This window comes from Nocardia asteroides (assembly GCF_021183625.1).
Taxonomy (GTDB): Bacteria; Actinomycetota; Actinomycetes; order Mycobacteriales; family Mycobacteriaceae; genus Nocardia; species Nocardia asteroides_A.
This window is the reverse complement of record NZ_CP089214.1, coordinates 6,419,755-6,444,645: the sequence shown is the minus strand read 5'-3', so window position 1 is coordinate 6,444,645 and position 24,891 is coordinate 6,419,755. Positions and strand designations below refer to the sequence as shown.

General features: G+C 72.2%; 26 protein-coding genes and 1 pseudogene. 18 read left to right on the top strand and 9 right to left on the bottom strand.

Going from position 1 to position 24,891, the window contains the following annotated elements; translation table 11 throughout:
- Window positions 1-201: 201 nt before the first annotated feature.
- Genes LTT61_RS29770 through LTT61_RS29755 form a run of 4 tightly spaced genes read right to left on the bottom strand, consistent with a single transcriptional unit; the run spans window position 202 to window position 5,228 of the window.
- Entirely contained in the window at window positions 202-1,365 is a 1,164-nt protein-coding gene (locus tag LTT61_RS29770; RefSeq protein ID WP_233017323.1) for a thiolase C-terminal domain-containing protein, read from the bottom strand.
- Window positions 1,362-2,537, bottom strand: a complete 1,176-nt coding sequence (locus LTT61_RS29765) for an OB-fold domain-containing protein (RefSeq protein ID WP_233017322.1) — start codon at window positions 2,535-2,537, stop codon at window positions 1,362-1,364. The genes LTT61_RS29770 and LTT61_RS29765 overlap by 4 nt, the downstream gene beginning before the upstream one ends.
- Window positions 2,538-2,556: 19 nt before the next feature.
- Window positions 2,557-3,765: a CaiB/BaiF CoA transferase family protein gene (locus LTT61_RS29760; RefSeq protein ID WP_269821818.1), complete on the bottom strand. Its 1,209-nt coding sequence runs from the start codon at window positions 3,763-3,765 to the stop codon at window positions 2,557-2,559.
- Window positions 3,762-5,228 carry an aldehyde dehydrogenase family protein gene (locus LTT61_RS29755; RefSeq protein ID WP_233017321.1) on the bottom strand — a complete coding sequence of 489 codons (1,467 nt, stop codon included), beginning with the start codon at window positions 5,226-5,228 and terminating at the stop codon, window positions 3,762-3,764. Before LTT61_RS29755 ends, LTT61_RS29760 begins: the two co-directional genes overlap by 4 nt.
- Window positions 5,229-5,414: 186 nt before the next feature.
- Between LTT61_RS29755 and LTT61_RS29750 the strand changes: the two genes are divergently transcribed.
- From LTT61_RS29750 to LTT61_RS29695, 12 genes and pseudogenes are all read left to right on the top strand, one after another.
- On the top strand, window positions 5,415-6,122 hold the full coding sequence (locus tag LTT61_RS29750; RefSeq protein ID WP_233017320.1) for an SDR family NAD(P)-dependent oxidoreductase: 708 nt from the start codon (window positions 5,415-5,417) through the stop codon (window positions 6,120-6,122).
- A 25-nt stretch (window positions 6,123-6,147) separates the two neighbouring features.
- Entirely contained in the window at window positions 6,148-7,008 is an 861-nt protein-coding gene (locus LTT61_RS29745) for a mycofactocin-coupled SDR family oxidoreductase (protein WP_233017319.1), read from the top strand.
- 14 nt (window positions 7,009-7,022) lie between these two features.
- Complete coding sequence (locus LTT61_RS29740) at window positions 7,023-7,217, top strand: ferredoxin (protein ID WP_233017318.1); 195 nt, start codon at window positions 7,023-7,025, stop codon at window positions 7,215-7,217.
- A 10-nt stretch (window positions 7,218-7,227) separates the two neighbouring features.
- The gene (locus tag LTT61_RS29735; protein WP_233017317.1) at window positions 7,228-8,580 is read left to right on the top strand and encodes a cytochrome P450; all 1,353 of its coding nucleotides are present in this window, start codon (window positions 7,228-7,230) and stop codon (window positions 8,578-8,580) included.
- An 80-nt stretch (window positions 8,581-8,660) separates the two neighbouring features.
- A complete protein-coding gene (locus tag LTT61_RS29730) occupies window positions 8,661-10,340 on the top strand; it encodes a thiolase C-terminal domain-containing protein (RefSeq protein ID WP_233017316.1) in 1,680 nt (559 codons plus the stop codon).
- The gene (locus LTT61_RS29725) at window positions 10,337-11,272 is read left to right on the top strand and encodes an alpha/beta fold hydrolase (RefSeq protein WP_233017315.1); all 936 of its coding nucleotides are present in this window, start codon (window positions 10,337-10,339) and stop codon (window positions 11,270-11,272) included. The genes LTT61_RS29730 and LTT61_RS29725 overlap by 4 nt, the downstream gene beginning before the upstream one ends.
- Window positions 11,273-11,277: 5 nt before the next feature.
- Window positions 11,278-11,784 carry a DoxX family protein gene (locus tag LTT61_RS29720; RefSeq protein ID WP_233017314.1) on the top strand — a complete coding sequence of 169 codons (507 nt, stop codon included), beginning with the start codon at window positions 11,278-11,280 and terminating at the stop codon, window positions 11,782-11,784.
- Entirely contained in the window at window positions 11,784-12,602 is an 819-nt protein-coding gene (locus tag LTT61_RS29715; RefSeq protein WP_233017313.1) for an NAD(P)-dependent oxidoreductase, read from the top strand. The genes LTT61_RS29720 and LTT61_RS29715 overlap by 1 nt, the downstream gene beginning before the upstream one ends.
- A 2-nt stretch (window positions 12,603-12,604) precedes the next feature.
- The gene (locus LTT61_RS29710; RefSeq protein ID WP_233017312.1) at window positions 12,605-13,378 is read left to right on the top strand and encodes an NAD(P)-dependent oxidoreductase; all 774 of its coding nucleotides are present in this window, start codon (window positions 12,605-12,607) and stop codon (window positions 13,376-13,378) included.
- 423 nt (window positions 13,379-13,801) lie between these two features.
- Entirely contained in the window at window positions 13,802-14,728 is a 927-nt protein-coding gene (locus LTT61_RS29705; RefSeq protein ID WP_233017311.1) for a papain-like cysteine protease family protein, read from the top strand.
- 12 nt (window positions 14,729-14,740) lie between these two features.
- Complete coding sequence (locus tag LTT61_RS29700; protein ID WP_233017310.1) at window positions 14,741-15,307, top strand: hypothetical protein; 567 nt, start codon at window positions 14,741-14,743, stop codon at window positions 15,305-15,307.
- 38 nt (window positions 15,308-15,345) lie between these two features.
- Window positions 15,346-15,435 (top strand): annotated as a pseudogene (locus LTT61_RS29695) (transcriptional regulator); the annotation flags it as partial.
- On the opposite strand, the gene LTT61_RS29690 reads toward LTT61_RS29695, so the two are convergent.
- Entirely contained in the window at window positions 15,435-15,623 is a 189-nt protein-coding gene (locus LTT61_RS29690) for a ferredoxin (protein WP_233017309.1), read from the bottom strand. The pseudogene LTT61_RS29695 and the gene LTT61_RS29690 overlap by 1 nt on opposite strands.
- Window positions 15,620-16,915: a cytochrome P450 gene (locus LTT61_RS29685; RefSeq protein WP_233017308.1), complete on the bottom strand. Its 1,296-nt coding sequence runs from the start codon at window positions 16,913-16,915 to the stop codon at window positions 15,620-15,622. Before LTT61_RS29685 ends, LTT61_RS29690 begins: the two co-directional genes overlap by 4 nt.
- A gap of 141 nt (window positions 16,916-17,056) precedes the next feature.
- Between LTT61_RS29685 and LTT61_RS29680 the strand changes: the two genes are divergently transcribed.
- From LTT61_RS29680 to LTT61_RS29665, 4 genes are read left to right on the top strand one after another with little or no spacing between them, the layout of a single operon-like run.
- Entirely contained in the window at window positions 17,057-18,181 is a 1,125-nt protein-coding gene (locus LTT61_RS29680; protein WP_233017307.1) for an acyl-CoA dehydrogenase family protein, read from the top strand.
- Window positions 18,182-18,201: 20 nt separating this feature from the next.
- Window positions 18,202-19,434, top strand: a complete 1,233-nt coding sequence (locus LTT61_RS29675; protein WP_233017306.1) for an acyl-CoA dehydrogenase family protein — start codon at window positions 18,202-18,204, stop codon at window positions 19,432-19,434.
- Window positions 19,435-19,436: 2 nt separating this feature from the next.
- Window positions 19,437-20,336: an LLM class F420-dependent oxidoreductase gene (locus LTT61_RS29670; protein WP_233017305.1), complete on the top strand. Its 900-nt coding sequence runs from the start codon at window positions 19,437-19,439 to the stop codon at window positions 20,334-20,336.
- On the top strand, window positions 20,333-21,178 hold the full coding sequence (locus LTT61_RS29665; RefSeq protein WP_233017304.1) for an SDR family NAD(P)-dependent oxidoreductase: 846 nt from the start codon (window positions 20,333-20,335) through the stop codon (window positions 21,176-21,178). The genes LTT61_RS29670 and LTT61_RS29665 overlap by 4 nt, the downstream gene beginning before the upstream one ends.
- Here the strand turns inward: LTT61_RS29665 and LTT61_RS29660 are convergent.
- On the bottom strand, window positions 21,157-22,080 hold the full coding sequence (locus LTT61_RS29660) for an esterase/lipase family protein (RefSeq protein WP_233017303.1): 924 nt from the start codon (window positions 22,078-22,080) through the stop codon (window positions 21,157-21,159). The two genes, LTT61_RS29665 and LTT61_RS29660, sit on opposite strands and share 22 nt — an antisense overlap.
- 105 nt (window positions 22,081-22,185) lie before the next feature.
- On the opposite strand from LTT61_RS29660, the gene LTT61_RS29655 reads away from it, so the two are divergent.
- The gene (locus tag LTT61_RS29655; RefSeq protein WP_233017302.1) at window positions 22,186-22,734 is read left to right on the top strand and encodes a TetR/AcrR family transcriptional regulator; all 549 of its coding nucleotides are present in this window, start codon (window positions 22,186-22,188) and stop codon (window positions 22,732-22,734) included.
- A 90-nt stretch (window positions 22,735-22,824) separates the two neighbouring features.
- On the opposite strand, the gene LTT61_RS29650 is transcribed toward LTT61_RS29655, so the two are convergent.
- A complete protein-coding gene (locus tag LTT61_RS29650; RefSeq protein ID WP_233017301.1) occupies window positions 22,825-23,451 on the bottom strand; it encodes a TetR/AcrR family transcriptional regulator in 627 nt (208 codons plus the stop codon).
- Window positions 23,452-23,523: 72 nt separating this feature from the next.
- On the opposite strand from LTT61_RS29650, the gene LTT61_RS29645 reads away from it, so the two are divergent.
- A complete protein-coding gene (locus tag LTT61_RS29645; RefSeq protein ID WP_233017300.1) occupies window positions 23,524-24,552 on the top strand; it encodes a phosphotransferase family protein in 1,029 nt (342 codons plus the stop codon).
- A 13-nt stretch (window positions 24,553-24,565) separates the two neighbouring features.
- Here the strand turns inward: LTT61_RS29645 and LTT61_RS29640 are convergent, their stop codons facing one another.
- On the bottom strand, window positions 24,566-24,874 hold the full coding sequence (locus LTT61_RS29640) for a 2Fe-2S iron-sulfur cluster-binding protein (protein ID WP_233021252.1): 309 nt from the start codon (window positions 24,872-24,874) through the stop codon (window positions 24,566-24,568).
- Window positions 24,875-24,891: the final 17 nt, after the last annotated feature.

Below are 24,891 nucleotides of genomic sequence, written 5' to 3'. Positions count from 1 at the left end.
GGCACCTTTCGGTGCCGGGCTCGTTCCGTGCAGGGGGAGATTTCCGGCCTGCGGCCGGACCGCAGCGCGACAGCCGCCCGGTGCGCACGGGGCTACGACCGCCCCGGCCCCCGGAGGATCGTGACCGCTACGACCGCCCGCCCCGGCCCCCGGAGAATCGTGACCACTACGACCGCCCCGGCCCCTCGAGGATCGTGACCGCTACGACCGCCCCGGCCCCTCGAGGATCGTGACAGCGGCTACCGCGGTCGGCCCACCCAGGTTGTGCGCCAGGCCGATCCGGGCGCCGTCGACCTGGTTGACGGCGGTCCCGCGCAGCTGCTCGAAGAGCTCGACGCACTGGGCGACGCCGGTGGCGCCCGGCGGGTGGCCCTTGCACTTGAGCCCACCGCTGGGGTTGACCGGGAGCGCGCCGCCGACCGATGTCACCCCGGCCTCGAGCAGCTTGTACCCCTCGTGCCGCTCGGCGAAGCCCAGGTCCTCGTAGCTCATGAGCTCGATGCCGGTGAAGTAGTCGTGCACCTCGGCGACGTCGATGTCGGACGGCCCGAGCCCGGCCATGTCGAAGGCGCGGCGCGCGGCGCGCACGGTGGCCTGGAAGGTGGTGAGGTCGGCGCGGTGCTGGTGCATGACGGTGTCCAGCCCGAGCCCGACCCCGCGCACCCAGACGGGGGCGTCGGTGTAGCGGTCGACCACGTCCTCGGCGGCGAGGATGAGCGCGGCGGCGCCGTCGCTCTGCGGCACGCAGTCGTAGACGCCGAAGGGCTCGGCGACGATCGGCGCCGCCAGCGCCTGCTCCACGCTGATCTCGAAGCGCAGCCGCGCCTTCGGGTTCGTCGCGCCGTGCCGGTGGTTCTTCACCGCGACCATGGCGAGGTGCTCGCGGGTAGCGGGCGATTCGTACAGGTACCGGTTGACGTGCAGCGCGAACCCGGCGGGGGCGAAGAGCCCGAGCTGGTAGTCCCAGGAGCGGTGCCGCGTCATCGACTCCCACTCGCGCAGCATGTCCTTCTCGGCGGTCTCGCGCAGCTTGTCCGCGCCGATCACCAGTGCCACGTCCACCGCGCCGGCGGCGATGGCGTAGAGCGCGTTGCGCACCGCGTCGTTGCCGGTGGCGCAGGAGTTCTCGACGTGCGTCACCGGCAGGTCGGGCACGCCGAGCGAGTCGGCGAGCACGCCGGCGGGGAAGCCGTCGGTGGTGCGCAGCGCGCCGAACCAGGCGGCCTCGATGTCGGTGAGCCGCACACCCTTGTCCACCGATGCCGCGCACTCGGCGAAGGCCATGGGCAGCAGATCCTGGATGCCGAGCGCGTAGTGCTCGGCGAACGGCGTCATCCCGGCGCCGACGACGGCGACCCTTCTCATGAGTTCTCCGTTTCCGGTTCGAAGGCGTACCCGTAGTCCGGCACGCCGGAGCGCTCCGCGACCCGGCGCAGCACCATCCGCCCGCGCACCCCGATGGCGGCGGTGCCCGCGTCGGCGCCGGTGACCTTGGCGAGCGCACGCACCCCGACCCCGTCGAGCTCGACGATGACCAGCGAGTACGGGCTCTTCAGCCCGGGCACCGGCATCCGGACGGTGGTCTCCGCGTACACGGCTCCGGTACGCGGCAGCGGGACGAGGGTGTAGTCGGTGGCGAGCGTGCCGTCGGCGCCGAGGCGGTAGCGCGGCGGGAAGTCCAGCTCGTCGCTGCCCGGGTGGCTGCCCGCCTCCCAGCGCACCTTGGCCTCGAAGGCGCGGTCGTAGGCGGCGAGCGAGATCGGCAGGTCGGCGCCGGGTTCGAAGGTGCCGTCCGATGGCGGCCGGGCGGGCGGCTCCACCCGCTTCAGCGCGACCGGGCCCGGCACGACGGTCACCCCGGAGAGGCTGGCCTGCTCGACGCCGACCAGCAGCCCGGCCGCGTCCCACTCGACCATGGTGGCGAGCGCGAAGAGCGCGGCGGAGGCGCCGAGCGTCGGCACCTGCGGCGGCGGGGTCTGGCAGAGCGCGGTGGCCTGCTTGTGGTCGACCCCGGCCACCGCGACCGGGGTATCCAGCCAGGCCGCGGAGAGCGAGGCGGCGAGGCCGCGCTCGCGCAGCAGCCGGGGATCGCCGTAGTCGTGCACGCCCGCGTCGTTGCGGGTGCGCACCGGCAGGCTGCGGGAGACCCGCGCCGTGGTGCGCACCTGCGCACCGTCCCGATCGGAGAGCCAGGCCGCCGCCGCGCCGGCGGGTTCCAGGTCGACCCCGATGACGAGGGTGCGCGGGCGGGCCGAGCTCAGCGCGTCCAGCGTGGCGGGGGCGCCGCCGAGCCGCTCGATCACCTCGAGTTCGGGGTCGAGCCCGAGCCCGGCCAGCAGCACCGCCGCGTTGCTGCTGCCGACCAGCGGCAGCTCGCGGCTGACCAGGACGACCCGCTCGACCGGTTCGCCGCCCGCCAGCGCGGCGCGCCCGGCCTCGACGGCGAGCGTCACGGCGTCCTCGTCGTCGCCGGCGACCCGGTCGTGGCGATCCCCCCAGCACGGCAGGTACGTCCCCATCGACGCGACGTGCGGCATGATCAGCTCCTCTCCGGCCTCAGGAGACCGCGCCCGCGGTCTTCAGCGCGATGATCCGATCCCAGTCGAAGCCGAGCTCGAGCAGGACCTCTTCGGTCTGGGCCGCGAACTCCGGGCCGGGCCGCAGCTCCGGCGCGGCCACGTCGAACTGCACCGGGCTGGAGACCAGCTGCAGCTCGCCCGCGGGCAGCACGTACTCGTTGGCCCGGATCTGCCCGTCGGAGAGCAGCTGCTGCGAATCCTGCACCGGCGCCCACGGCCCGGCGAGCGTGGCGAAGCGCTCGGTCCACTCGGCCAGCGTGCGCGCGCCGATCGCCTCGCGCAGGATGGCGACGCCCGCCGCGGTGTTCTCCGCGATGGCGGCGGCGTCCGCGAAGCGCGGGTCGTCGGCCAGCTCCGGGCGGTCGATGTGCCGGGCCACGTCGGCCCAGAACTTCCCCGGCTGCAGCATGACGAAGGAGAGGAACCGGCCGTCCGAGGTGGCGTAGAGCCCGGAGAGCGGGTTCGTCGGCGCGCCGTGCGTTCCCGGCTTCGGCGCCACCATCGGCTGCTTGCCGTGCGCCGAGAGCGCGATGGTGTGGCCGAGCGCCCAGAGCCCGCTGCCGAGCAGCGAGACGTCGACCACCGAGGTCTCGCCGGTGCGCTCGCGCTTGAGCAGCGCGGCCGCGATCCCGCCTGCCAGGTTGGTGCCGGAGATGGTGTCGCCGAAGGCGGGGCCGGGCGGCTGGATCATGCCGTCGGTGCCGGGCGGGGTGATGGTGGCGGCGACGCCGCCGCGGCACCAGAAGGCGGTCATGTCGTACCCGCCGCGCACCGACTCGGTGCCGCGCGGGCCGAGCGCGCTGCCCCTGGCGTAGACGATCGACGGATTCACCGCGCGGATGTCGTCCACGTCGATGCCGAACTTGCTGCGCGCCGAGGGCAGGAAGCTGGTCAGGAAGACGTCGGCGCCCTTGGCCAGCTCCAGGATCACCTCGCGCCCCTCGGCCACCGACATGTCGATCCCGACGCTGCGCTTGCCGCGGTTGGCGTGTTCGACATTGGGGTTCGGGTCGCCCTCCACGGTGAAGGCGCCGACCCGGCGCAGCCCGCGCTGCGGGTCGCCCGAGACCGCGTGCTCCACCTTCACCACGTCGGCGCCCCAGTCGGAGAGCACCGCGCCCGCCGAGGGGACGAAGCCGTACATGGCGACCTCGAGCACCTTGATGCCCGCGAGCGGCCCGCTCACGGGAGCACCTCGGCGAGGGTCTTGAGCTGCAGGAACTCCTCCAGCCCGACCCGGCCCATCTCGCGGCCGATGCCGGACTGCTTGTACCCGCCGAACGGCGCGTCCGGGGCGAAGTAGTTGCCGCCGTTGATGCTGAAGGTGCCGGTGCGGATCCGCCGCGCGATCGCCTTGGCCCGCTCGGAGTCGGCGCCGAAGACCGCGCCGGAGAGGCCGTAGATGGAGTTGTTGGCGATCCGGACGGCGTCGTCGTCATCGTCGTACGGGATGAGCGCCAGGACCGGGCCGAAGACCTCCTCCTGCGCGATCTCGCTGTCCGGGTCGACGTTCGCCAGCAGCGTCGGCGCGTAGAAGAAGCCGGGGTTCAGCTTCTCGCCGCCGGTCACCAGGGTGGCGCCCGCCTCGACCGCGCGCTTGACCAGCCCGTCCACCTTCTCCCGCTGCTGCTCGCTGATCAGCGGGCCCATGTAGGTGGCCGGGTCGTTCGGGTCGCCGTGCTTGACGTGCGCGAAGTTCCCGGCCACCAGCTCCGCCATCCGGTCGTGGTCCTTGCGCGGGACCAGCAGCCTGGTGGTGAGCGCGCAGCCCTGGCCCGCGTGCGTCACGATGCTGAACGAGGCGAACATGGCGGCGAGCGAGAAGTCCGCGTCGTCCAGCACGATCGCGGCGGACTTGCCGCCGAGCTCCAGGAACACCTTCTTGAGCGTGCCGCTGGCCGCGGCCATGATCTGCCGCCCGACCGGGGTGGAGCCGGTGAAGGTGACCACGTCCACGTCCGGGTGCGTGGTCATCCGCTTGCCGACCTCGACGTCGGAGGAGGCGAGGACGTTCACCACGCCCGCCGGGATGTCGGTGTGGTTCGCGATGATCTCGCCGATCGCGAGGGTGGCCAGCGGGGTGTCCGGCGCGCCCTTGAGCACGACGGTGCAGCCCGCGGCGAGCGACGGCGCGAGCTTGGCGAAGGCCAGCTGGTGCGGGTAGTTGTAGGCGGCGATGGCGGCGACGACGCCCGCCGCCTCCTTCTCCACCCAGCGGTGGTGCTGCTGGCCGCGGACCTCGACATTGCCGAGATCCTCGGTGAAGTCGTAGGTCTTCAACAGGTCCGCGTAGTAGCGGACGATCTCGATCGGCGTCTCCAGCTGGTTCGCGTGCGTGAGCGCCTTGGTGGCGCCCACCTCGGCGATGGTCAGCGCGCGCAGCTCCTCGAGATTCGCGCGCAGCGCCGTGTGCAGCTGGTCGAGGCAGTGCGCCCGGAACTCCGCGTTCGTGGCCCAATCGGTCTCGTCGAAGGCGCGCCGCGCGGCGGCGACCGCCGCGTCCACCTCGGCCACCCCGGCCTCCGGGGCGTAGCCGTAGATCTCGCCGGTGGCCGGGTCGAGCGAGGCGAGTGTCCGCCCGGTCTCGACCAGCTGCCCATCGATCAGCAGCCGGCGCGCCACTGCGACCGCCTGTTCCTGCGTTGACATCCGGTCTCCTCGCTACTGGAAAGCACATTCTCTCTTGGCGAGAATGATACATTCAGCACAGCGGGCCGTGGCAACTATCGCCGATCGGGATGCTCACCAGTCTTGCGAAACCGGACACCGCGAGAGTACCGTTCTCACATCCGAAAAGGAGATTCTTGTGTCGCACACTACACCCGGGGGTCGCGCGTGAGAACCGCTGTGGTCACCGGAGGCGCGTCCGGTATCGGCCTCGGCATCGCGGAGCGGCTGCGGAGCGACGGCTACCGGGTCGCCACCCTCGATCTCGCCCCCGCCGAGGACGACAAGCTCGGCTTCAAGGCCGACGTCACCAAGCCGGAGGAGATCGCCGCCGCGCTGGAGACGATCCGCGCCGAGCTGGGGCCGGTCACCGTGCTGGTGAACTCGGCCGGGCTGGAGGGCTTCGAGAAGTTCAAGAACCTCACCTTCGAAACATGGAAGCGCGTCGTCGATGTGAACCTGCACGGCGTCTTCCACTGCGTGCAGGCGGTGCTGCCGGACATGCTCGAGCAGCGCTGGGGCCGGATCGTCAACATCTCCTCCTCCAGCACGCACTCGGGCCAGCCGTTCATGACGCACTACGTGGCGGCCAAGTCGGCGGTCAACGGGCTCACCAAGGCGCTGGCGCTGGAGCTCGGCCCCAACGGCATCACCGTGAACGCGGTGCCGCCCGGCTTCATCGACACCCCGATGCTGCGCAAGAACGAGGACGGCGGGCGCCTCGGCGGCACCGTCGAGGACCACATCAAGCGAACCCCGGTGCGCCGCATCGGGACCCCGGCGGACATCGCCGCGGCCTGCGCCTTCCTGATCTCCGAGGAGGCCGGCTACATCACCGGCCAGATCCTCGGGGTCAACGGCGGCCGGAACACCTGAGCAAGATCGAACGAGAGGAATTCCCGTGGGACGTGTAGAGGGCAAGGTCGCCTTCGTCACCGGTGCGGCCCGCGGCCAGGGCCGCAGCCACGCCGTCCGGCTGGCGGAGGAGGGCGCCGACATCGTCGCCATCGACATCTGCCACGACATCGACACCATCGGCTACCCGATGGCCACCCGCGAGGACCTGGACGAGACCGCGCGGCTGGTCGAGAAGACCGGCCGCCGGATCATCGCCGAGCAGGCCGATGTGCGCGACGCGCCGCGGCTGCGCGAGGTGGTCGCCACCGCGATGGCCGAGTTCGGCAGGCTGGACATCGTGGTGGCCCAGGCCGGGATCGCCGGGATGAAGGGCCAGCCGCAGTGGCAGGCCTGGTCGGACGTCATCGACACCAACCTGATCGGCGTCATCAACACCATCCAGGCGTCGCTGCCGCACCTGAAGGCGGGCGCCTCGATCATCGCCACCGGCTCGGTGGCGGCGCTGATGGACATCGGCAAGGTGGACCAGCCGGGCAAGGACCCGGGCGGCATCGCCTACGTGGTGGCCAAGCGCGGGCTGGCGCAGTACGTGCACCAGCTGGCGCTGCACATCTCGGTGCAGAACATCCGCGCCAACGTCATCCACCCGACCAACTGCAACACCCCCATGCTGCAGAGCGAGCCCATGTACCGCTCGTTCCGCCCCGATCTGGAGCACCCGACCCGCGCCGACGCCGAGCCAGCCTTCGGCGTCCAGCAGGCCATGCCGATCCCCTACGTCGAACCAGGGGACATCAGCGACGCCGTGCTCTTCCTTGCCTCCGAGGAGGCTCGCTTCATCACCGGTACGCAGCTGCGCGTCGACGCGGGCGGCTACCTGAAGTGGTACGACTACCACATCTGAGAGGGAGAAACACCGTGAAGGTCCAGGTCGATCAGGATCGCTGCCAGGGGCACACATTGTGCGCCATGATCGCCCCGCAGTCGTTCGAGCTCAGTGATATCGACGGCCACTCCACCCCGGTGGCCGAGCAGGTCCCCGGGGACCAGGCGGAGCAGGTCCGCGAGGCCGCGCACTCCTGCCCCGAGCGCGCGATCTCCGTCGCGGAATAGGAGGCGGCCCATGACCACCGGCGAGAACACGAGCCACCGGCAGCCTCGATTCCACTTCGACCGGTTCGCACCCGAGTACCGGGAGAAGTTCCAGGACATCACCGAGGAGATGCAGGGCGCGTGCCCGCTCGCCTGGACCGACACCTACGACGGCCACTGGGTGGCGGCGGGCAACCGCGAGGTGTTCGAGCTCGCGCGCTGCCCGCACGTGTCGAACGACCACGATCCGCACGGCGTGCGCAAGGGGTACCGGGGCATCTCCATCCCGCCCGCCCCGCGCGCCCGCGGCATCCGCGGCGGCATCCTGGAGATGGACGAGCCGGAGCACCGCGAGCTGCGCTCCGCGCTCAACCCGTACCTCTCCCCCGCCGCGGTGAAGCGCTGGATCCCGTTCGTGGACGAGGTGGTGCGCGCCGCCATCGACGAGCACATCGAGAGCGGCCGCATCGATTTCGTGGACGAGCTGGCGAATGTGGTGCCCGCCGTGCTCACCCTCGGCATGCTCGGCGTCCCGCTGGCCAAGTGGACCATCTACAACGAGCCGGTGCACGCCGCCGTCTACACCCCGCCGGACTCCCCCGACTATCCGCGGGTCGCGGAGATGCACCGCGCCCTCGGCATCGACCTGCTCACCAACCTGGCCGAGATCAAGCAGAACCCGCGGCCGGGGCTGATCCACGCGGTCGCGGCCGCGCAGGTGAACGGCGAGCCGCTGCCGGACATGGAGATCCTGGGCATGCTCAGCCTGCTCATCGGCGGCGGCTTCGACACCACCACCGCGCTCACCGCGCACGCGCTGGAGTGGCTCTCGGAGAACCCGGAGCAGCGGGCCGAGCTGAGCCGGGAGCGTGACGTGCTGCTGGACTCCGCCACCGAGGAGTTCCTGCGCTACTACACCCCCGCCCCCGGCGACGGCCGCACCGTCGCCGAGGACTTCGACGCGGCGGGCGCCTCCTTCAAGGAGGGCGAGCGGCTGTGGCTCTCCTGGGCCATGGCCAACCGCGACCCGGCCGTCTTCGAGGACCCGGAGCAGGTGGTGCTGGACCGCAAGGGCAACCGGCACTACAGCTTCGGGCTCGGCATCCACCGCTGCATCGGCTCGAACGTGGCGCGCACGGTCTTCAAGCGGATGCTGGTCGCGGTGCTCGACCGGATGCCGGACTACCGGGTCATCCCGGAGGAGACGGTGCACTACGACACCATCGCGGTGATCCAGGGGATGCGGCACCTGCCCGCCACCTTCACCCCCGGCCCCCGGCTCGGCCCCGGGCTGGCGGAGACGCTGGAGAAGTTGCAGAAGGTCGTCGACGAGCAGCGGCTCGCCGAGCCGGTCACCGTGCACCGCGGCGCCGCCGAGATCTGAATCCGGACCGATCGCGGGCCGCGCACGGGTTGTCGTGCGCGGCCCGCGCTTCGGCAGTTCACGAGTTGTGAGGAGGCGCCGTGGCGGACGGCACATCGGCGGAGACGCCTGCTTCGGGGCGGCCGTTGCCGCAGCTGGGGCTCGATAACGAGTTCTTCTGGAAATCCGGCGCGGACGGGGTGCTCCGCATCCAGGAGTGCCGCTCCTGCACCGCTCTGCTGCACCCGCCGCAGCCGATCTGCCGCTACTGCCGCGGCCACGACCTCGGCGTCCGCGAGACCTCGGGGCGGGCGGTGCTGGCGAGCTGGACGGTGAACCAGCGCTTCGCGGTACCGGGGCTGACCCCGCCCTACGTGGTCGCGACGGTCGCGCTCGAGGACGACCCGCGGGTCCGGCTGACGACCAACATCGTCGACGCCGAGCCGGACGACCTCTTCCTCGGCATGCGCCTCGAGGTCACCTTCCAGCCCGACGCCGACGTCTGGCTCCCGCTCTTCCGCCCCGCCGCCGAGCAGGGCGAGCCCGCCGCGCTCCCGGTGGACGAGATCCCGCCGGAGCGCTTCGGCGAGCACGTCCGCCCCATGCTCGGGACCGACAAGTTCGAGGACCGCGTCGCGCTGACCGGCATCGGCATGTCCCGGATCGGCCGCAGGCTCATGGTGCCCGCCCTGGAGCTGACCGTCGAGGCGTGCGAGCGCGCGGTGGCCGACGCCGGGCTCACCCTGGACGACATCGACGGCCTCGCCTCCTACCCCGGCGGCGGCAACCTGGGCGGCTTCGGCGAGGGTGGCATCACCGCCCTGGAGGCCGCGCTCGGCATCCGCCCCACCTGGCACAACGGCGGCATCGAGACCTTCGGCCCCGGTGGCTCGGTGATCGCCGCCATGACCGCGGTGGCGACCGGCATGGCCAGGCACGTGCTCTGCTTCCGCACGGTCTGGGAGGCGACCTTCGCCGAGCTGATGAAGGCGGGCGTGATCACCCCGTCCGGCGGCCGCACCACCAGCTGGCACATGCCGTTCGGTTCGACTTCCGCCGCGCACACGCTCGCGCAGAAGGCACAGCGGCACTTCCACGACTACGGCACCTCGAAGGAGACGCTCGGCTGGATCGCGCTGAACCAGCGCGCCAATGCCGCGCTGAACCCGAGCGCGGTCTACCGCGAGCCGATGACCATGGACGACTACCTCAACGCCAGGCCGGTCACCACCCCGTTCGGGCTCTACGACTGCGACGTCCCGTGCGACGGCGCGGTCGCGGTGATCGTCTCCGCGGTCGAGGCCGCGCACGACCTGCCGATCACGCCGGTGCTGGTGGAGGCGGTCGGTACCCAGATCGTCGAGCGGATCGAGTGGGACCAGAGCACGCTCACCCACGAGCCGCAGGTGCTCGGCCCGGCCGCGCACCTCTGGACCCGCACCGACCTGCGCCCGGCCGATGTCGACGTGGCCGAGCTCTACGACGGCTTCACCTTCAACTGCCTCTCCTGGATCGAGGCGCTCGGCTTCTGCGGCATCGGCGAGGCGGGCGACTTCCTACAGGGCGGCAAGAACATCGCGCGCGACGGCGTGCTGCCGCTGAACACGCACGGCGGCCAGCTCTCGCACGGCCGCACGCACGGCATGGGGCTGCTGCACGAGGCGATCACCCAGCTGCGCGGCGACGGCGGCGAGCGGCAGGTCGCGAATGCGAAGGTCGCGGTGGTCTCCAGCGGCGGGCTCACCCCCGGCGGCGCGATCCTGCTGCGGACCGCGTCGTGACCCTCGCCGACCTGCGCACCGGCCCCGAACCGGTGCTCGCCGAGGTGAACGGCATCCCGGTCTCCGGGCTGCGCGCCGTGGCCGAGGCCCCGCGCGCGGTGCTGGTGGCGATGCACGGCGGCGCCACCAGCGGCGGCTACTTCGACTGCCCCGGCCACCCGGAGCTCTCGCTGTTCCGGATCGCGCACCGGCTCGGCTACACCGTGGTCGCGCCGGACCGCCCCGGCTACGGGGCCTCCGCCCCCTTCGCCGACGACCTGATCGAGCCGGAGCGCAGGCTCGACCTGATGTTCGGCGCGGTCGACGCCTTTCTCGGCGACCGGCCGCGCGGCGCGGGCACCTTCCTGCTCGCGCACTCCGCGGGCTCCGAGCAGGCGGTGCGGATGGCGGTCGACCCGCGCGCCGACGACCTGCTCGGCCTGGAGGTGTCCGGCACCGGCCACCGCCCGCACCCGGATTTCGTGCGCGCCTTCGAGGCCAGGCAGCGGGACGACCGCACGCCCGGTGTCGGCGCGCTGATCTGGACGCCCGAGCGGCTCTACCCGCCCGACATCAGGGGCGGCGCCGCCATCGGCGCACCCGGCCCGCGGATGGAGGCGACGGCGCTGCGGACCTGGTCGAGCCAGGACTTCCCTGCGCTTGCCGCGCGGGTCCGGGTGCCGGTGCGGTTCACCACCGCCGAGTACGAGCGGGTCTGGCGCGGCGACCCGGAGGCGCTGGCCGAGGTGGGCGCGCTGTTCACCGCGGCCCCGCGCGTGGTACTCAACCGGCAGCCCAACAGCGGGCACAACATCAGCGTGGGCCACACGGCCGCCGCCTACCACCTCGGGGTGCTCGCCTTCCTCGAGGAGTGCGTGGTAGCGGCCGTGACCGGTGAGTTCACCGGTCCCACCCCGCAATTCGACGGCGGTTCCGCGCCGTCGGGAAGGTGAAGGCAATGGTCGAGACCGATATCGCGCTGCTGCTGCTGCGCGTGGTCGTGGGCGGCACCATGATCGCGCACGGCGTGAACCACTGGATCGGCGGCGGCAAGATCGCGGGCACCGGGCGCTGGTTCGAGAGCCTCGGGCTGCGCAACGGCCCGCTGCAGGCGTGGGCCAGCGTCGTCACCGAGATCGGCGCCGGCGTGCTGCTGATCGCCGGGTTGCTCACCCCGTTCGCCGCGGCCGCCGTGGTCGGCGTGACGCTGGTGGCCGGGTTGCTCGCGCACCGGAAGAACGGCTTCTTCGTCTTCAAGGACGGCTACGAGTACGTGCTCGTGCTCGCCGCCACCGTGATCGCGCTCGGGCTGCTCGGGCCGGGGCGGATCTCGCTCGACCACGCCTTCGACATCGAGATCACCGGCTGGGCGGGCGGCGGAATCGCGCTCGGGCTCGGGGTGCTCGCCACGCTCGGCCTGCTCGCTACCTTCTACCGGCCCACTACTTCGGAGGAGGCGCACTGATGCGCGTCGGATTCATCGGACTCGGCAGCCAGGGCGGGCCCATGGCTCGCCGGATCGTCGAGGGCGGCTTCCCCACCACGCTGTGGGCGCGCCGCGCCGCCTCCCTGGAGCCGTACGCGGACACCGCCGCCCGCACCGCCGAGTCTCCCGCCGCGCTCGCCGAGGTCAGCGACCTGGTGTGTCTCTGCGTGGTCGGCGACGCCGACGTGCGCGAGGTCGCGGCCGGGCAGAAGGGGGTGCTGGCGGGCATGGCGCCCGGCTCGATCCTGGCCATCCACGCCACCGTGCACCCGGACACCTGCCGGGAACTCGCCGAACTGGCCGCACCGAAAGACATCACGGTGATCGACGCCCCGGTCTCCGGCGGCGCGCCCGCGGTGGCCGAGGGGCGGCTGCTGGTCATGGTCGGCGGGGACGCGGAGGCGGTGGAGCGGGCGCGGCCGGTCTTCAAGACCTACGCGAACCCGATCGTGCACCTGGGCGAGCTCGGCTCGGGGCAATCCGCCAAGCTGCTCAACAACCTGCTCTTCACCGCGAACCTGGCCACCGCGCACGGCGCGCTCCGGCTCGGCGCGGAGCTCGGCATCGACCCCGGGCGCCTCGGCGAGGTGATCACGCACGGGACCGCGAACAGCTTCGCGCTCGGGCGGGTCGTCGCCGCGGGCGGTTCGCTGGACCAGCTGGCCGCGCACGCGGGTGACCTGCTGCTCAAGGATGTCAGGCTGGTGGCCGACCTGGCCGCGAAGGCGGGGGTCGCGACCGGGATCGAAGTCGGGGCCGCCGACGCCACGCTGGCGCTCATGGATCGGCAGCGCTGACCGTGCGGGTCGGTTTCGTCGGTGCCGGGCGGATGGGCGCGCCCATGGTCGCCCGGCTGGCCGGCGCGGGCCACGAGGTGCGCGCGCTCGGCCGCTCCGCCGACGCGCGGGCCGGGGTGGCGGAGCTCGGCGCCACGCCGGTCGGCACCGTGGCGGCGGCGGCCGACGGATCCGACGCCGTCGTGCTGTGCGTCTTCACCGACGACCAGGTGCGCGAGGTCTGCGCTGCCGAATCCTTCGGGGACGCAACGCTGATCGTGCACACCACCGGCAGCCCGGAGACCGTTGCCGCAGTCGCCGCCCGCGGCACCCACGTGGTCGATGCCCCCGTGAGCGGCGGCCCGCACGACATCGCCCGCGGCTCCCTGACGGTCTTTCTCGGCGGCGCCGATGCCGATGTCGCCGTCGCGCGGGAAGTGTTGCGCGCGTACGCGGATCCGATCCTGCACGTCGGCCCGCTCGGCTCCGGCCAGCGGGTGAAGCTGGTGAACAACGCGCTCTTCGCCGCTCAGATCGGCCTGGTCGCGGACGCCGTCCGCCTCGGCGCCGAACTCGGCCTCCCCGAGGCCGCCCTGCTCGCCGCGCTCCCGCACGCCAGCGGCAACTCCCGTGCCCTCGCCGGTATCGCCGCCAAGGGCTCGGTCGCCGAGTTCCGCTCCGCGGTAGGCGAATTCCTGCGCAAGGACGTCACCGTGGCCCGCGCCCTCGCCGACGCGCTCGGCGCGGACCTCGGCCTGCTCACCGCGCCCATCGAAGCAGGCGTCGCGCGGCCCTGAGCCGCGAGCAGGTCCTCGCCGGCGCACTGCGATGCGACCGGTCAGTATTCGGAAAATTTCTGCCGATCCGGCGAACGAGCCCGCAGAAACACCTCTCTTCTGTCCGGAAATTCTGTTTCCGAGAAATCCGGCATTGCCGTGGTTAATGTCGTTACTGCACAGCATTTCAGCGAACAGGGGTGGCATCTACTTTTTCGGTGGCCGACAACAAGAGCCACCGTCATCAGCTGTGCAATTTTCCGGTGTCTTGACCAGCACCCGGACCAATTCCTGCACACCTATATCGACCGAAAGAATTGCGGCGAATTTATTTCGCCGATGAAACACCTGCATGAAAGAAGGCACAGCATGGCATTGTCGGTAGCCGATCTCGCAATTGTGGGAGATATACCGGTCACTATCCGATCGACGGCGTTCTCGAATGTGTTCCTGCGATTGGACGGTGCCGGGCTGACCGCCCCGGCCGACTCCGGTGGCGGGACGGCCAACTGCCAGTACGGGGCAGGCCCCTACGAGCGGTTCCGGGTCCGGTCCCAGGGCGACGGCACCGTGGCCTTCGAGTCGGTGGCTTTCCCGAAGGTCTACCTGCGCATGGACGCTCGCGGCGTGACGGCTCCGGTCGCATCCGGCGGGGGCCTGGTCAACGCCCAGTACAACGCCGCCGGCCCCGGCCCCTGGGAGAAGTTCAACGCCAGGGCGCAGCCGGACGGCTCGGTCTCGATCGAGTCGAACGCCTACCCGAAGGTCTACCTGCGCTTGAACGGCAGCGGGGTGAGCGCTGCGAGCGGCGCGGGTGGCACCGTCAACGCCCAGTTCGATGCCGCGGGCGGCGTCCACGAGAAGTTCGTCCTCGCCGTCGCCGACCAGCAGCTGAACTTCCGGATGCAGCACCAGGAACAGACCATGTGGTGCTGGAACGCGGCCACGGTCAGCACCGCGGCCTTCTACGACGCGGCATCGACCTGGACCCAGGGCAAACTGGCCAACGCCGAGCTGGGCCGCAACGACTGCGCCGTCGTCGCGGGGGCGGTCTCGCCGTGCAACCAGGGCCGCTGGCCCGATACCGCGCTGACCCGGATCGGGCGGCTCAAGGAGCGCGTCAACACCTCCCTGACCGACCTGCAGCTCGCCGGCGAGCTGGCCCGCAACGCCCCGGTCGTGGTGAACATCTCCTGGCGCGGCGGTGGCGGCCACATCGTGGCGCTGCGCGGGCGTTCGGTGATCGGCGGGCAGGACTACGTCAGCGTCGCCGATCCGTGGGAGGGCGATTCCGATGTCGCCTACGAGGAGTTCCGCGACTTCTACCTCGGCGACGGAATCTGGAACGTCAGCTACAAGACCAAGCTCTGAGGAGAACAGATCATGCCGCTTCATCTGCCCGAACCGCCCACCGAGGTCCCCGACAAGGTCAGGGGCAAGCTCCGCGCGTTCGCCGACGGCGAGAAGTTCTCCACCAAGGCGCTGCGCGGGGCCCGCAAGGACCAGCTCGACCTCTCGACTCCGCACCAGATCTACACCCTGGGGCTGGACGACATCACCGCGGGCGCCGGCCTGGACGCCGCCCGCGCGGTGGGCTGGCGCTACCTCGTGGTGGACGGCGCCCAGATCATCGCCAGCGCCGAAACCACGCTCGCTCCCGACGGCACCCAGCAGATGTCACGGTTCACCGAGGGACCGTTCGTCCTGGCCACCGACAAGGCGTTGAAGGTCGTCCGCAAGCTGCCCCAGCTCACCGCCGCCGGCTTCGACCTGCGGCTGCTGCGCATCCCCGCGCTCTACGTGATGGCGCTGTGGCTGCACTCCCCGCTCGCCGACATCCTCGCCCCGCTCGACCCCTCCCCCATCGGCAAGGAAGGCAAGCCGATCCCCGCCGCCCAGTTCCTCACCGAGCTCGCCGAGCTCGCCCGCACGACCGCCCCCCCGCCCTAGCCACCTCGGCCGCGCCGGACCCGGTCTTCGCCGGGCCGCGCGGCTGCGGGCTCGTCGTCGCGGTGCCCGAGGGCAGGCGGGCCCGCTACGAGCCCGCCGATGCGCGCATCGCCGCCGCGCTAGGTGACTACTCCACCTCGATCGCCCGCTCCGGGCAGGCCGACACCGCCTCCTCGACGACCGATTCGAGCTCCACCGGCACCGCGCCGGGGATCGCCTCGGCGTACCCGCCGTCGGTCAGCGTGAAGACCTCGGGGGCGAGGCCGAGGCAGGCGCCGTGCCCGCGGCAGCGGTCGTCGTCGACGGTGACCTTCATCGGTCACCGTCCGCGACATCGAGTTCCAGGTGCAGCGAGGTGAGGCCGCGCAGGATGAAGGTGGGCAGGTAGTGGTACTTGCGGGCGTCGGCGGGGCCGTGCACCGACTCGTCGATGCGCACCTCGGCGGTACGCGCGAGCAGCCGCTCGATGGCGACGCGCGCCTCGGCGCGGGCCAGCGGGGCGCCGGGGCAGGAGTGCACGCCGCGGCCGAAGGCGAGGTGCTGGCGGGCGTTCGAGCGCGCGGGGTCGAAGGTGGTGGGGTCGTCGAAGCGGCGCGGGTCGCGGTTGGCTGCGCCGTTGACCACCATCAGGACGGTGCCGACCGGGACCTCGGTCTCGCCGACGGTCCCGGTCTCCTTGGCGAGCCGGAAGTCGCCCTTGACCGGGCTCTCCATCCGCAGCGATTCCTCGATGAAGTTCTGGATCCGGCTGGGATCCTCGCGCAGGTACTGCTGGATGTCCCGGCGCTCGGCGATCAGCTTCAGCGCCGAGCTGAGCAGCCGGACCGTGGTCTCCTGGCCCGCCGAGAAGAGGTTCGCCGCCACCCGGCACACGTCGAGCACCTCGGGCTGCGAGCCGTCCGGGAAGGTCGCGGTGGCCATGCTGGTGAGCACGTCGTTGCGCGGGTTCTGCCTGCGGTCCTCGATGTAGGCGGAGAACTTGGTGTACAGGAACTCGAGCGGGCTGTGCGAGAGGTCGTCACCGGAGTTGCTGCCGACGGTGCCGCTCTGCCGGTGCGGGTCGCGCTGCAGCGCGTGCAGGAACTCCTCCTGGTCGTCCTTCGGGACGCCGAGCAGGTCCGCGATCACGTACAGCGTGAAGGGGCCGGCGAATTCGCGCATGCAGTCGCCACCGGTCGCGAGGTAGTTGTCCAGCATCTTGTCGGCGATCGACCACATCGCCTCCTCGTTCTCCTTCAGCCGCTTCGGCGTGATGAGCCGCATGAGCAGGGCGCGGTGGGCGGTGTGCGTCGGCGGGTCGAGGGTGGGCAGCTGGTCGCTCATGGGGAGGCTGTCGCGGTGCTCGGCGATCAGCGCGGCGACGTCGTCGCCCTCCTCGATCTTCACCGGGAAGCCGGGGAACGGGCCGGTCACCGCGATGCAGGAGGAGAACCGGTCGACGTCGTTGTAGACCTCGAGCGCCTCCTCGTACCCGGTCACCATCATGACGTCGTGGTGCTTCTCGCGCTTCACCGGGCACTCGGCGCGCAGCTCGTCGAAGTACGGGTACGGATCGGCCACCAGATCCTGGCCGAGGAAGAAATCCAGATCCTGGAAATTGTTGGCCACGCGACGGTCCCTTCGACACTCCGGCGGACTCCGCTGCGCGGCGACTTCGCCAGTTGACTTCCGTGATTGAGAATAAGGCTCTCACATGTGAGTATGAGATTTCCACAACGGCAGCTGCGCGTCAACCGAAGGACCGGATCCATGACCGATGATTCCACCGCGGACCGGCGGTTTTTCCAGGCCACCACCCGCGACTTCCTCGCCGGGACGGTGCCGATCGGCACCGTCCGCGCGCTCGCCGAGTCCGGCACCGGTTTCGACCGGGGCTGGTGGCGCCGCGGCGCCGAGCTCGGCTGGACCGCCATGCTGGTGCCGGAGGAGCTGGGCGGCGGCTCGGTCTCCGGGCAGCCGATGACCGAGCTAGCCCTGGTCGCCGAGGAGCTGGGGCGGGCCGCCGCGCCAGGGCCGTTCGTCACCACGAGCGCGGTGCTCGCCGGGCTGGCGACCGGCGCGGACGTGGCCGACACGGTGGCCGCGATTCTGTCCGGCGAGACCATCGCGACCTGGGCGGTGTACGAGCCGGGCCGCGGCTTCGACGCGCTCGGCGGCGAGGTGCCCGGCACCACCGCGACACCATCGGGCGACGGCTATCTGGTCACCGGGGTCAAGGACCGGGTGGAGGCGGCCGATCAGGCCGACGTCTTCCTGGTCACCGCGGACAGCGCGAACGGCCCGATCCAGCTGCTGGTGCGCGCCGACGACCCCGGCGTCACGGTCAGCCCGGCCTGGACCATCGACCTCACCCGCCGCACCGCCACCGTCACCTTCGACGCCGCCGCGGGCACCGCCGTGCACACCGGCGATGCCGCGGTGCGGGCGCTGCGCGCGCAGGCGGACACCGCCGCGCTGCTCACCGCGGCCGAGTCGGTCGGCGCCGCCGACCAGGCGCTCACCGCGACCCTGACCTGGCTCTTCGACCGCTACACCTTCGGCCGCCCGCTCGCCTCGTACCAGGCGCTCAAGCACCGCATGGCGGACAACAAGACCTGGCTGGAGGCGTGCCGCGCCACCGCCTTCGCCGCGGCGGCGGCGTGGGACGCGGGCTCGCCCGCCACCACCGAGAACATCAGCATCGCGAAATCGTATGTGGCCGAACGCACCCCGGTGATCGCGCAGGACTGCGTGCAGCTGCACGGCGGCATCGGCGTCACCTGGGAGCACGACCTGCACCTCTACCTCCGCCGGATCACCCTCGGCCGCGCGCTCTACGGCACGCCCGAGGAGCACCGCAGGCACATCACCGACCTGCTCGAATCCGCCGCCTGACCGGAGAAAGGCCCGCACGCATGAGCACCGAGACCGAGCCCGTCGAGGAATTCCGCGCCCGCGCGCGGGACTGGCTGCGCGAGACCCTGCCGCCCTCCTCCGGCACCGAGATGAAATCCGACTCCGAGGAGGCGTGGGACCGCGCCAGGCAGTTGCAGCGCATCCTGCACGACGGCGGCTTCGCCGGGATCTGCTTCCCCCGCGAGTACGGCGGCCGGGGCCTGAGCCCGGCGCACCAGCGCGCCTTCGACGCGGAGTCGCTGCCGTACGAGATGCCGCTGCTGCTCAACGTCCCGACGCTGGCCATCTGCGCGGCCAGCCTGCTCGACCTGGGCACCGAGGAGCAGAAGCGCGCGCACCTGCCCGCGGTGCTGCGCGGCGACGAGGTGCTGGTCCAGTTCCTCTCCGAGCCGCAGGGCGGCTCCGACCTGGCCGGGCTCACCACCCGCGCCGAGCGCGACGGCGAGAACTGGATCCTGAACGGCTCCAAGATCTGGAGCTCCGGCGCCTACGCCGCGGACTACGGGCTCTGCCTGGCCCGCACCAACTGGGAGGTGCCGAAGCACCGCGGCCTGACCCTGTTCCTGGTCCCTGTGCACGCCGATGGCGTCACCGTGCAGCGGATCAAGCAGGTCACCGGCTCGACCGAGTTCTGCCAGGAGTTCTTCGACGATGTCGTGCTGCCCGCCGACGCGGTGCTCGGCGAGGTGGACGCGGGCTGGGCGGCGGCCTCCCGGCTGCTCTTCCACGAGCGCGGCGCGCTCGGCGGCACCTCGCCGTTCACCAGCGGCGCGAAGCCGCACCTCGGCGGCGAGGCGGACACCCTACTCCGGCTGGCGCGGGCAACCGGGCAGCTCGGCGACACCAGGGTGCGCGAGGACATCGGCGCCGCGCGCGCCATGACCGTGGTGCGCGACCAGCTCATCGACCACATCACCCAGGCCATCATGAGCGGCGCGCTCCCCCCGGCGGCGGGCTCGATCACCCGGCTCTTCTCCGCCGAGAACGCCTGGCTGCAGACCGATACCGCGCTGCGGATCGCCGGGGCGGACGGCGCCACGCACGCGCCGGGCGCCGCCGCCGACACCGAGACGGTCGGGCTGGACTACCTCTTCCGCGCGGCCTGGAGCCTGGCGGGTGGGAGCACCGAGATGGCGCGCACCGTGATCAGCGAGCGGGTGCTCGGGATGCCGCGGGAGTACGCCGCGGACCGGGACGTCCCGTTCAACCAGGTCAAGCGCGGGCGGAGCTGACCGTGCGCTTCCTCTTCCACTACCCCGAGCTCGCGGGGGACCAGGGTGACCTGCTGGACGCCGGGCCACTCGCCGAGGTCGCCGCGGCGGCCGAGCTCAACGGCTTCGACGGCTTCTCGATCAGCGAGCACCCCGCTCCGGGCGCGCGCTGGCTGGCCTCGGGCGGGCACCAGACGCTCGACCCGTTCGTCGCGCTCTCCTTCGCGGCGGCCGCGACCACCAGGTTGCGGCTGCTCACGTACCTGTCTGTGGCCCCGTACCGGAATCCGATGCTGCTCGCCAAGGCGGCCGCGACGCTCGACCTGCTCTCCGGCGGGCGGCTCACGCTCGGGCTCGGCACCGGCTATCTCAAGGGCGAATTCCATGCTCTCGGAGTCGATTTCGCGGAGCGGAACACGCTCTTCGACGAGGCGCTCGACGTGCTGCCGCTGCACTGGAGCGGCGAGCCGTTCAGCTACACCGGCGCGCACTTCGACGCCAGGGAGGTGGTCGCCCGGCCGCGCCCGGTGCAGCGGCCCATCCCGATCTGGGTGGGCGGCAACTCCGCGCTCAGCCGCAGGCGGGTCGGGGCCAAGGCGCAGGGCTGGATTCCGATGACCGGCGGCGCGGAGCTCAGCACCACCGCGCGGACCGCGGAGCTGGGCACCATCCCGGAGCTGGCGCGCAAGATCGGCGAGATCCGGGAGCAGGCGGCGGCGGCCGGGCGCACCGAGCACATCGACCTCGTGTACTCCTACCACGCCGCCGCCGACCCGGAGATCGAGCCGGAGCGGCACCGCGCGGCCTTCGCCGAGCTCGCCGCGGCCGGGGTGGACTGGCTGGTCATCTCCAACCGGACGCCGACCGCCGCGGCCACCTTCGACTTCCTGGCGGCCTTCGGCACGACCTACCTGGCGTCATGAGCTGGTTCGAGGAGCGGGCCGGGCTGGCGGGCACGGTCGCGATCGTCACCGGCGGGGCGGGCGGGCTCGGGCAGGCCATCGTGGCCGACCTGGTGGCGAACGGGGTCGAGGTGGCGGTGCTCGACCGCGACCCCGGGGCCGCCGCCGCGCTGCCGGACGGCGTGCTGGCCCGGGTCGGCGACGCCCGCGACCCGGCGGAGCTCGCGGCGCTCTTCGCCGCGGTGGACGAGCGCTGGGGCCGGCTGGACACCCTGGTGAACGTCGTCGGCGGCACCTTCCGCGCCGCCTTCACCGACACCACCCCCGGCGGCTGGGACGCGCTGCTGCGCACCAACCTCACGCACGTCCTGCACGCCTGCTCGCTCGCCGTTCCGCGCATGCGGGCCGGCGGGCGCGGGGGCAGCATCATCACCATCTCGACCGTCGAGGCGCACCGCGCCGCACCGGGTTTCGCGGTGTACGCGGCGGCCAAGGCCGCGGTCGAGCACTTCGCCCGGACGCTGGCGGTGGAGGTGGCGCCGGACGGGATCCGGGTGAACAACGTGGCCCCCGACTACGTCCCGACCCCGAACCTGCGCCGGATCGGCGGCGGCGACGGGGCGCTGGACGACCCCGCCGGGGTCCGGGTGGCGATCCCCATGGGCCGCGCGGGCGTCGTCACCGACGTCTCGCACAGCGTGGTGTTCCTCGCCTCCCGGCTCTCGGCGTACATCACCGGGACCACCCTGCACCCCGACGGCGGCACGCACGCCTCCGCGGGCTGGTTCAACTGGCCCGGCGAGGGGTGGGCGAATCACGTTCCGCCGCGGTATCTCCGGGATCAGCCGACCGGGCCGATGTAGGGCAGCACGACGGCGCAGGCCGCGGGTGCGGCGTGCGCGGGGTCGAGGGTGTTGAGGATCTCGCGCACGGCCACCGGGTCCGCGGTGAGCTCGAAGTGCTCGGTGTAGTCGGTCGCGCACAGGTCCTGCAGCACCACATTGCGGACGTTCGGGCCGGTCAGCTGGCCGGTGGGGTACGGGGTGGCGATCTGGTCGTACCGGGAGACGATGGTGGTGAACTCGATCTCCGGCGCGATGGCGGGGTCCGGGTTCAGCTCGGCCAGGAACGCCGTGCCCGGCGAGAACTGGCACGGCCCGCACGATTCCTCCGCCTGATCGCGCACGCCGAGCTGCTCCAGCACGACGGTGAACGGCGCCGCGGTGCCGCTCAGCGTGGCGCCGTGCAGCGGCGCGGCCAGTGCGATGTAGTCGTCGATCGCCGGGATCCCGCCGAGGTTGCGCAGGTAGTAGAACGGGATCGCGCCGCCCATCGAGTGCCCGACGAGATCCACCTTCGCGGCGCCGGTCTCGGCGCGCACCCGGTCGATGAAGGCGGCGATCTGCCGCGCGCTCTCCGGCGCCGGGCCGACCGAGCCGATCGGGCCGAGCGCACCGGTGCCGAAGGTCAGCGAGAAGACGCAGAAGCCGGCCCCGGCCAGTACCGGGGCGAGGGTGTTCCAGGTGACGGTGTCGTTGCTCAGGCCGTGCAGCAGCACCACCGGCTCCGGATGCTCCCGGCTCGGCTTGCACCCGGGTACGTTCGCGCCCGGCGGCGAGCTGCCGGGCGCGGTGACCTGTGCCGCGAGACCCGACAGGTAGCTGTAGGTGGGCAGCTCGTCCGCGGCGGCGGGCGCTGCCGTCCACACCGTCGCGAGCGCCGTCGCGGCGGCGAGCGGTGCCGCGAGGCGGCGGGGAATGCGCATATCGATCTCCTGGTAGGCGCCGGTCGATCGCGATGACCGACCGGTCGGTCACACCGTAGCCTGCCGGTAGGATCGGGCGAAAGGGGGGCGACTGGAAGGAATCGCATGGCACGTCCGGCCGAGCCGGGGCGCACCGCGCTGCTCACCGCGGGCGCGGAGGTCGCCGCCGACCGCGGGCTGCGCGGGCTCTCGATCAATGCCGTCGTCGAGCGGGCGGGGATGGCGAAGGGGACCTTCTACCATCACTTCGCGGATCGGCGCAGCTACGTCGTGGCGCTGCATCGGCGGTACCACGACGAGCTCGGGGAGGCGGTCGCCGGCGTGATCGCCGGGCTGGAACCCGGGCCGGAGCGGCTCGGCGCCGCAGTCACCGGCTATCTGGACGCCTGCCTGGCCACCCGCGGGACCAAGGCGTTCCTGGCGCAGTCGCGGACCGACACCGATCTGCTGGACGAGGTGCACGCCAGGAACGGGACGGTGGCGGCCGGGATCGAGCCGGATCTGAGCGTGATCGGCTGGCCGGATCCCGGGGCGGTCGCGCACCTGCTGGTCGCGATGGTGGCGGAGATCGCGCTCACCGAGCTCTACGCGCGCGAGCCCCGTCCGGAGCTGCGCGCCACCGCGCTGACGCTGGTCACGCGCCCGGCGGAGTGAGCATGGTCGGCGCGCGCCGACGGCCCCGCGCCCCCGGCGCTCAGACCGGTGGAGTGAGCGCGGCCGGCGCGCGCCGACGACCCCGGGCGCTCAGACCGGCGGAGTGAGGGCGCGCAGGGCGAAGGCGGTGATGCGCTCCACCAGTTCGGGGTCGGGCAGCGCGCGGCGGCGGAGGAGGTCGGTGAGGGTGCCGACGGTGGCGTGCGCGATCATGGCGGCGTCGAAATCGGGGGCGGCGCTGCCGAGTTCGGCCAGGTCGGCGTGGAGCAGCCCGGCGAGCGCCTCGCCGACCACGCCGGGGCCCGGCTCGAGCGCGATGCCGGGGCCTGCCGCGTTCCAGAGCACGGCGAGGGTGGCGGCCGCCGACTCCGCCTCGGCCTGGGCGAGCACCGCAGCCACCCAGCGCCGGACCCGGGCGCGCGGCTCCCGCTCCCCCGCCATCCGGTGCGCGGTATAGCGCGCGAGCCGCTCCGAGCCGTCCTCGAGCAGCGCCGCCACCAGCGCGTCCTTGGAGGGGAAGTGCCGGTAGAAGGTTTCGTTGGAGAGCCCGGCCGCGGCCACGATATCGGCCACCCTCGGCTTCGCCGTCGTTCCCCCCGCCGCCATCACGACCAGGGCGGAGTCCAGCAGGCGGCGCACCTCGTCGGCGTAGTCGGCCCCGCGGCGGGCCAGCGCCCGCTGCGCGATCCGGCGCGCCACCGCACCCGGTTCGTCCACTCGGTCACCACCTCTCTCAGAATTGCATTCTGAATCATGAGAGGCTTATTCTCAAGCGGAATCGGAGGTGCGATGACCGACCTGCACACCCCGCGGCTGGCCGCCTGGATGGATGCGGCGGGGCTGCCCGGCGCGGGCGCCCCGCTGCACACCCGGCCGCTCTCCGGCGGTGCCCAGAACGAGATCTACGAGGTGATGCGCGCCGACTTCCGCGCCGCGCTGCGCATTCCGCCCGCGGCGGCCCCGCCCGAGCGGGACGCCGGGATCCTGCGCGAGTGGCGCATCATCGCGGCGCTGGACGGCACCGACGTCCCGCACACGCCGGGGGTGGCGGTCTGCACCGACCCGGCGGTGCTCGGCCGCGCCTTCTACCTCATGGGGTTCGTGGACGGCTGGTCGCCGATGGATCACCAGCGGGCCTGGCCCGACCCCTTCGACAGCGATATCGAGGCACGCCGCGGGCTCGCGCTGCAACTGGCCGAGGGCATCGGCCTGCTCTCCCGGGTGGACTGGAAGGAGCGCGGCCTCGCCGACCTGGGCCGCCCGGACGGCTTCCACGACCGCCAGGTCACCCGCTGGACCGGCTTCTTCGAGCGGGTCGGGGGCCGCGACCTGGACGGCATGGCCGCGGCGACGAACTGGCTGCGCGCCCACCGTCCGCTCGATTTCGTGCCCGGCATCATGCACGGCGACTACCAGTTCGCGAATGTCATGTACCGGCACGGCGGCCCGGCCCGGCTGGCCGCGATCGTGGACTGGGAGATGGGCACCGTCGGTGACCCGAAACTGGACCTGGCCTGGATGCTGCAGGGCTGGCCGGCGAACACCGCCGACCCGGAGCAAGGCGCCTTCGCCTACGTGGACATGCGGCACCTGCCCGCGCGCGAGGAGGTGGCGGCGCACTACGCCGCGGTCTCCGGCAGGCAGGTCGACGACCTGGACTACTACCTGGTGCTGGCGCAGTGGAAGCTGGCCATCGTGCTGGAGCAGGGCTTCCAGCGCGCGGGCGGCGACGAGAAGCTGCTCGCCTTCGGGCCGATCGTGCCGGAGCTCATGCGCTCGGCCGCCGAGCTCGCGGAGAGCACCTCCTACCGCGGCTGAGCGGGGCCGTGCCCTACTCGTACTCGATCGTGATGGCGGGGGTGCGCGGTTCGGACTGGCAGGTGAGGACGTACCCCTCGGCGAGGTCCTCATCGGTCAGCGCGTCGTTGATCCGCATCTCCACCCGGCCCTCCCGCAGCACGGCCATGCAGGTGCCGCAGTTCCCCGCCTCGCAGGCGAAGGGCGGGTTCAGCCCGGCCCTGCGGGCGGCCTCCAGCACCGTGTCGTCGGAGGCGAGCCGCACCGTCTCGGTGCGGCCGTCGAGCAGGATCGTCGCCTCCACGGCGGTCGCGGTAGCGGGCTCGTTGACGTTTCCGGCCATGGCGGTACTCCCCTGGT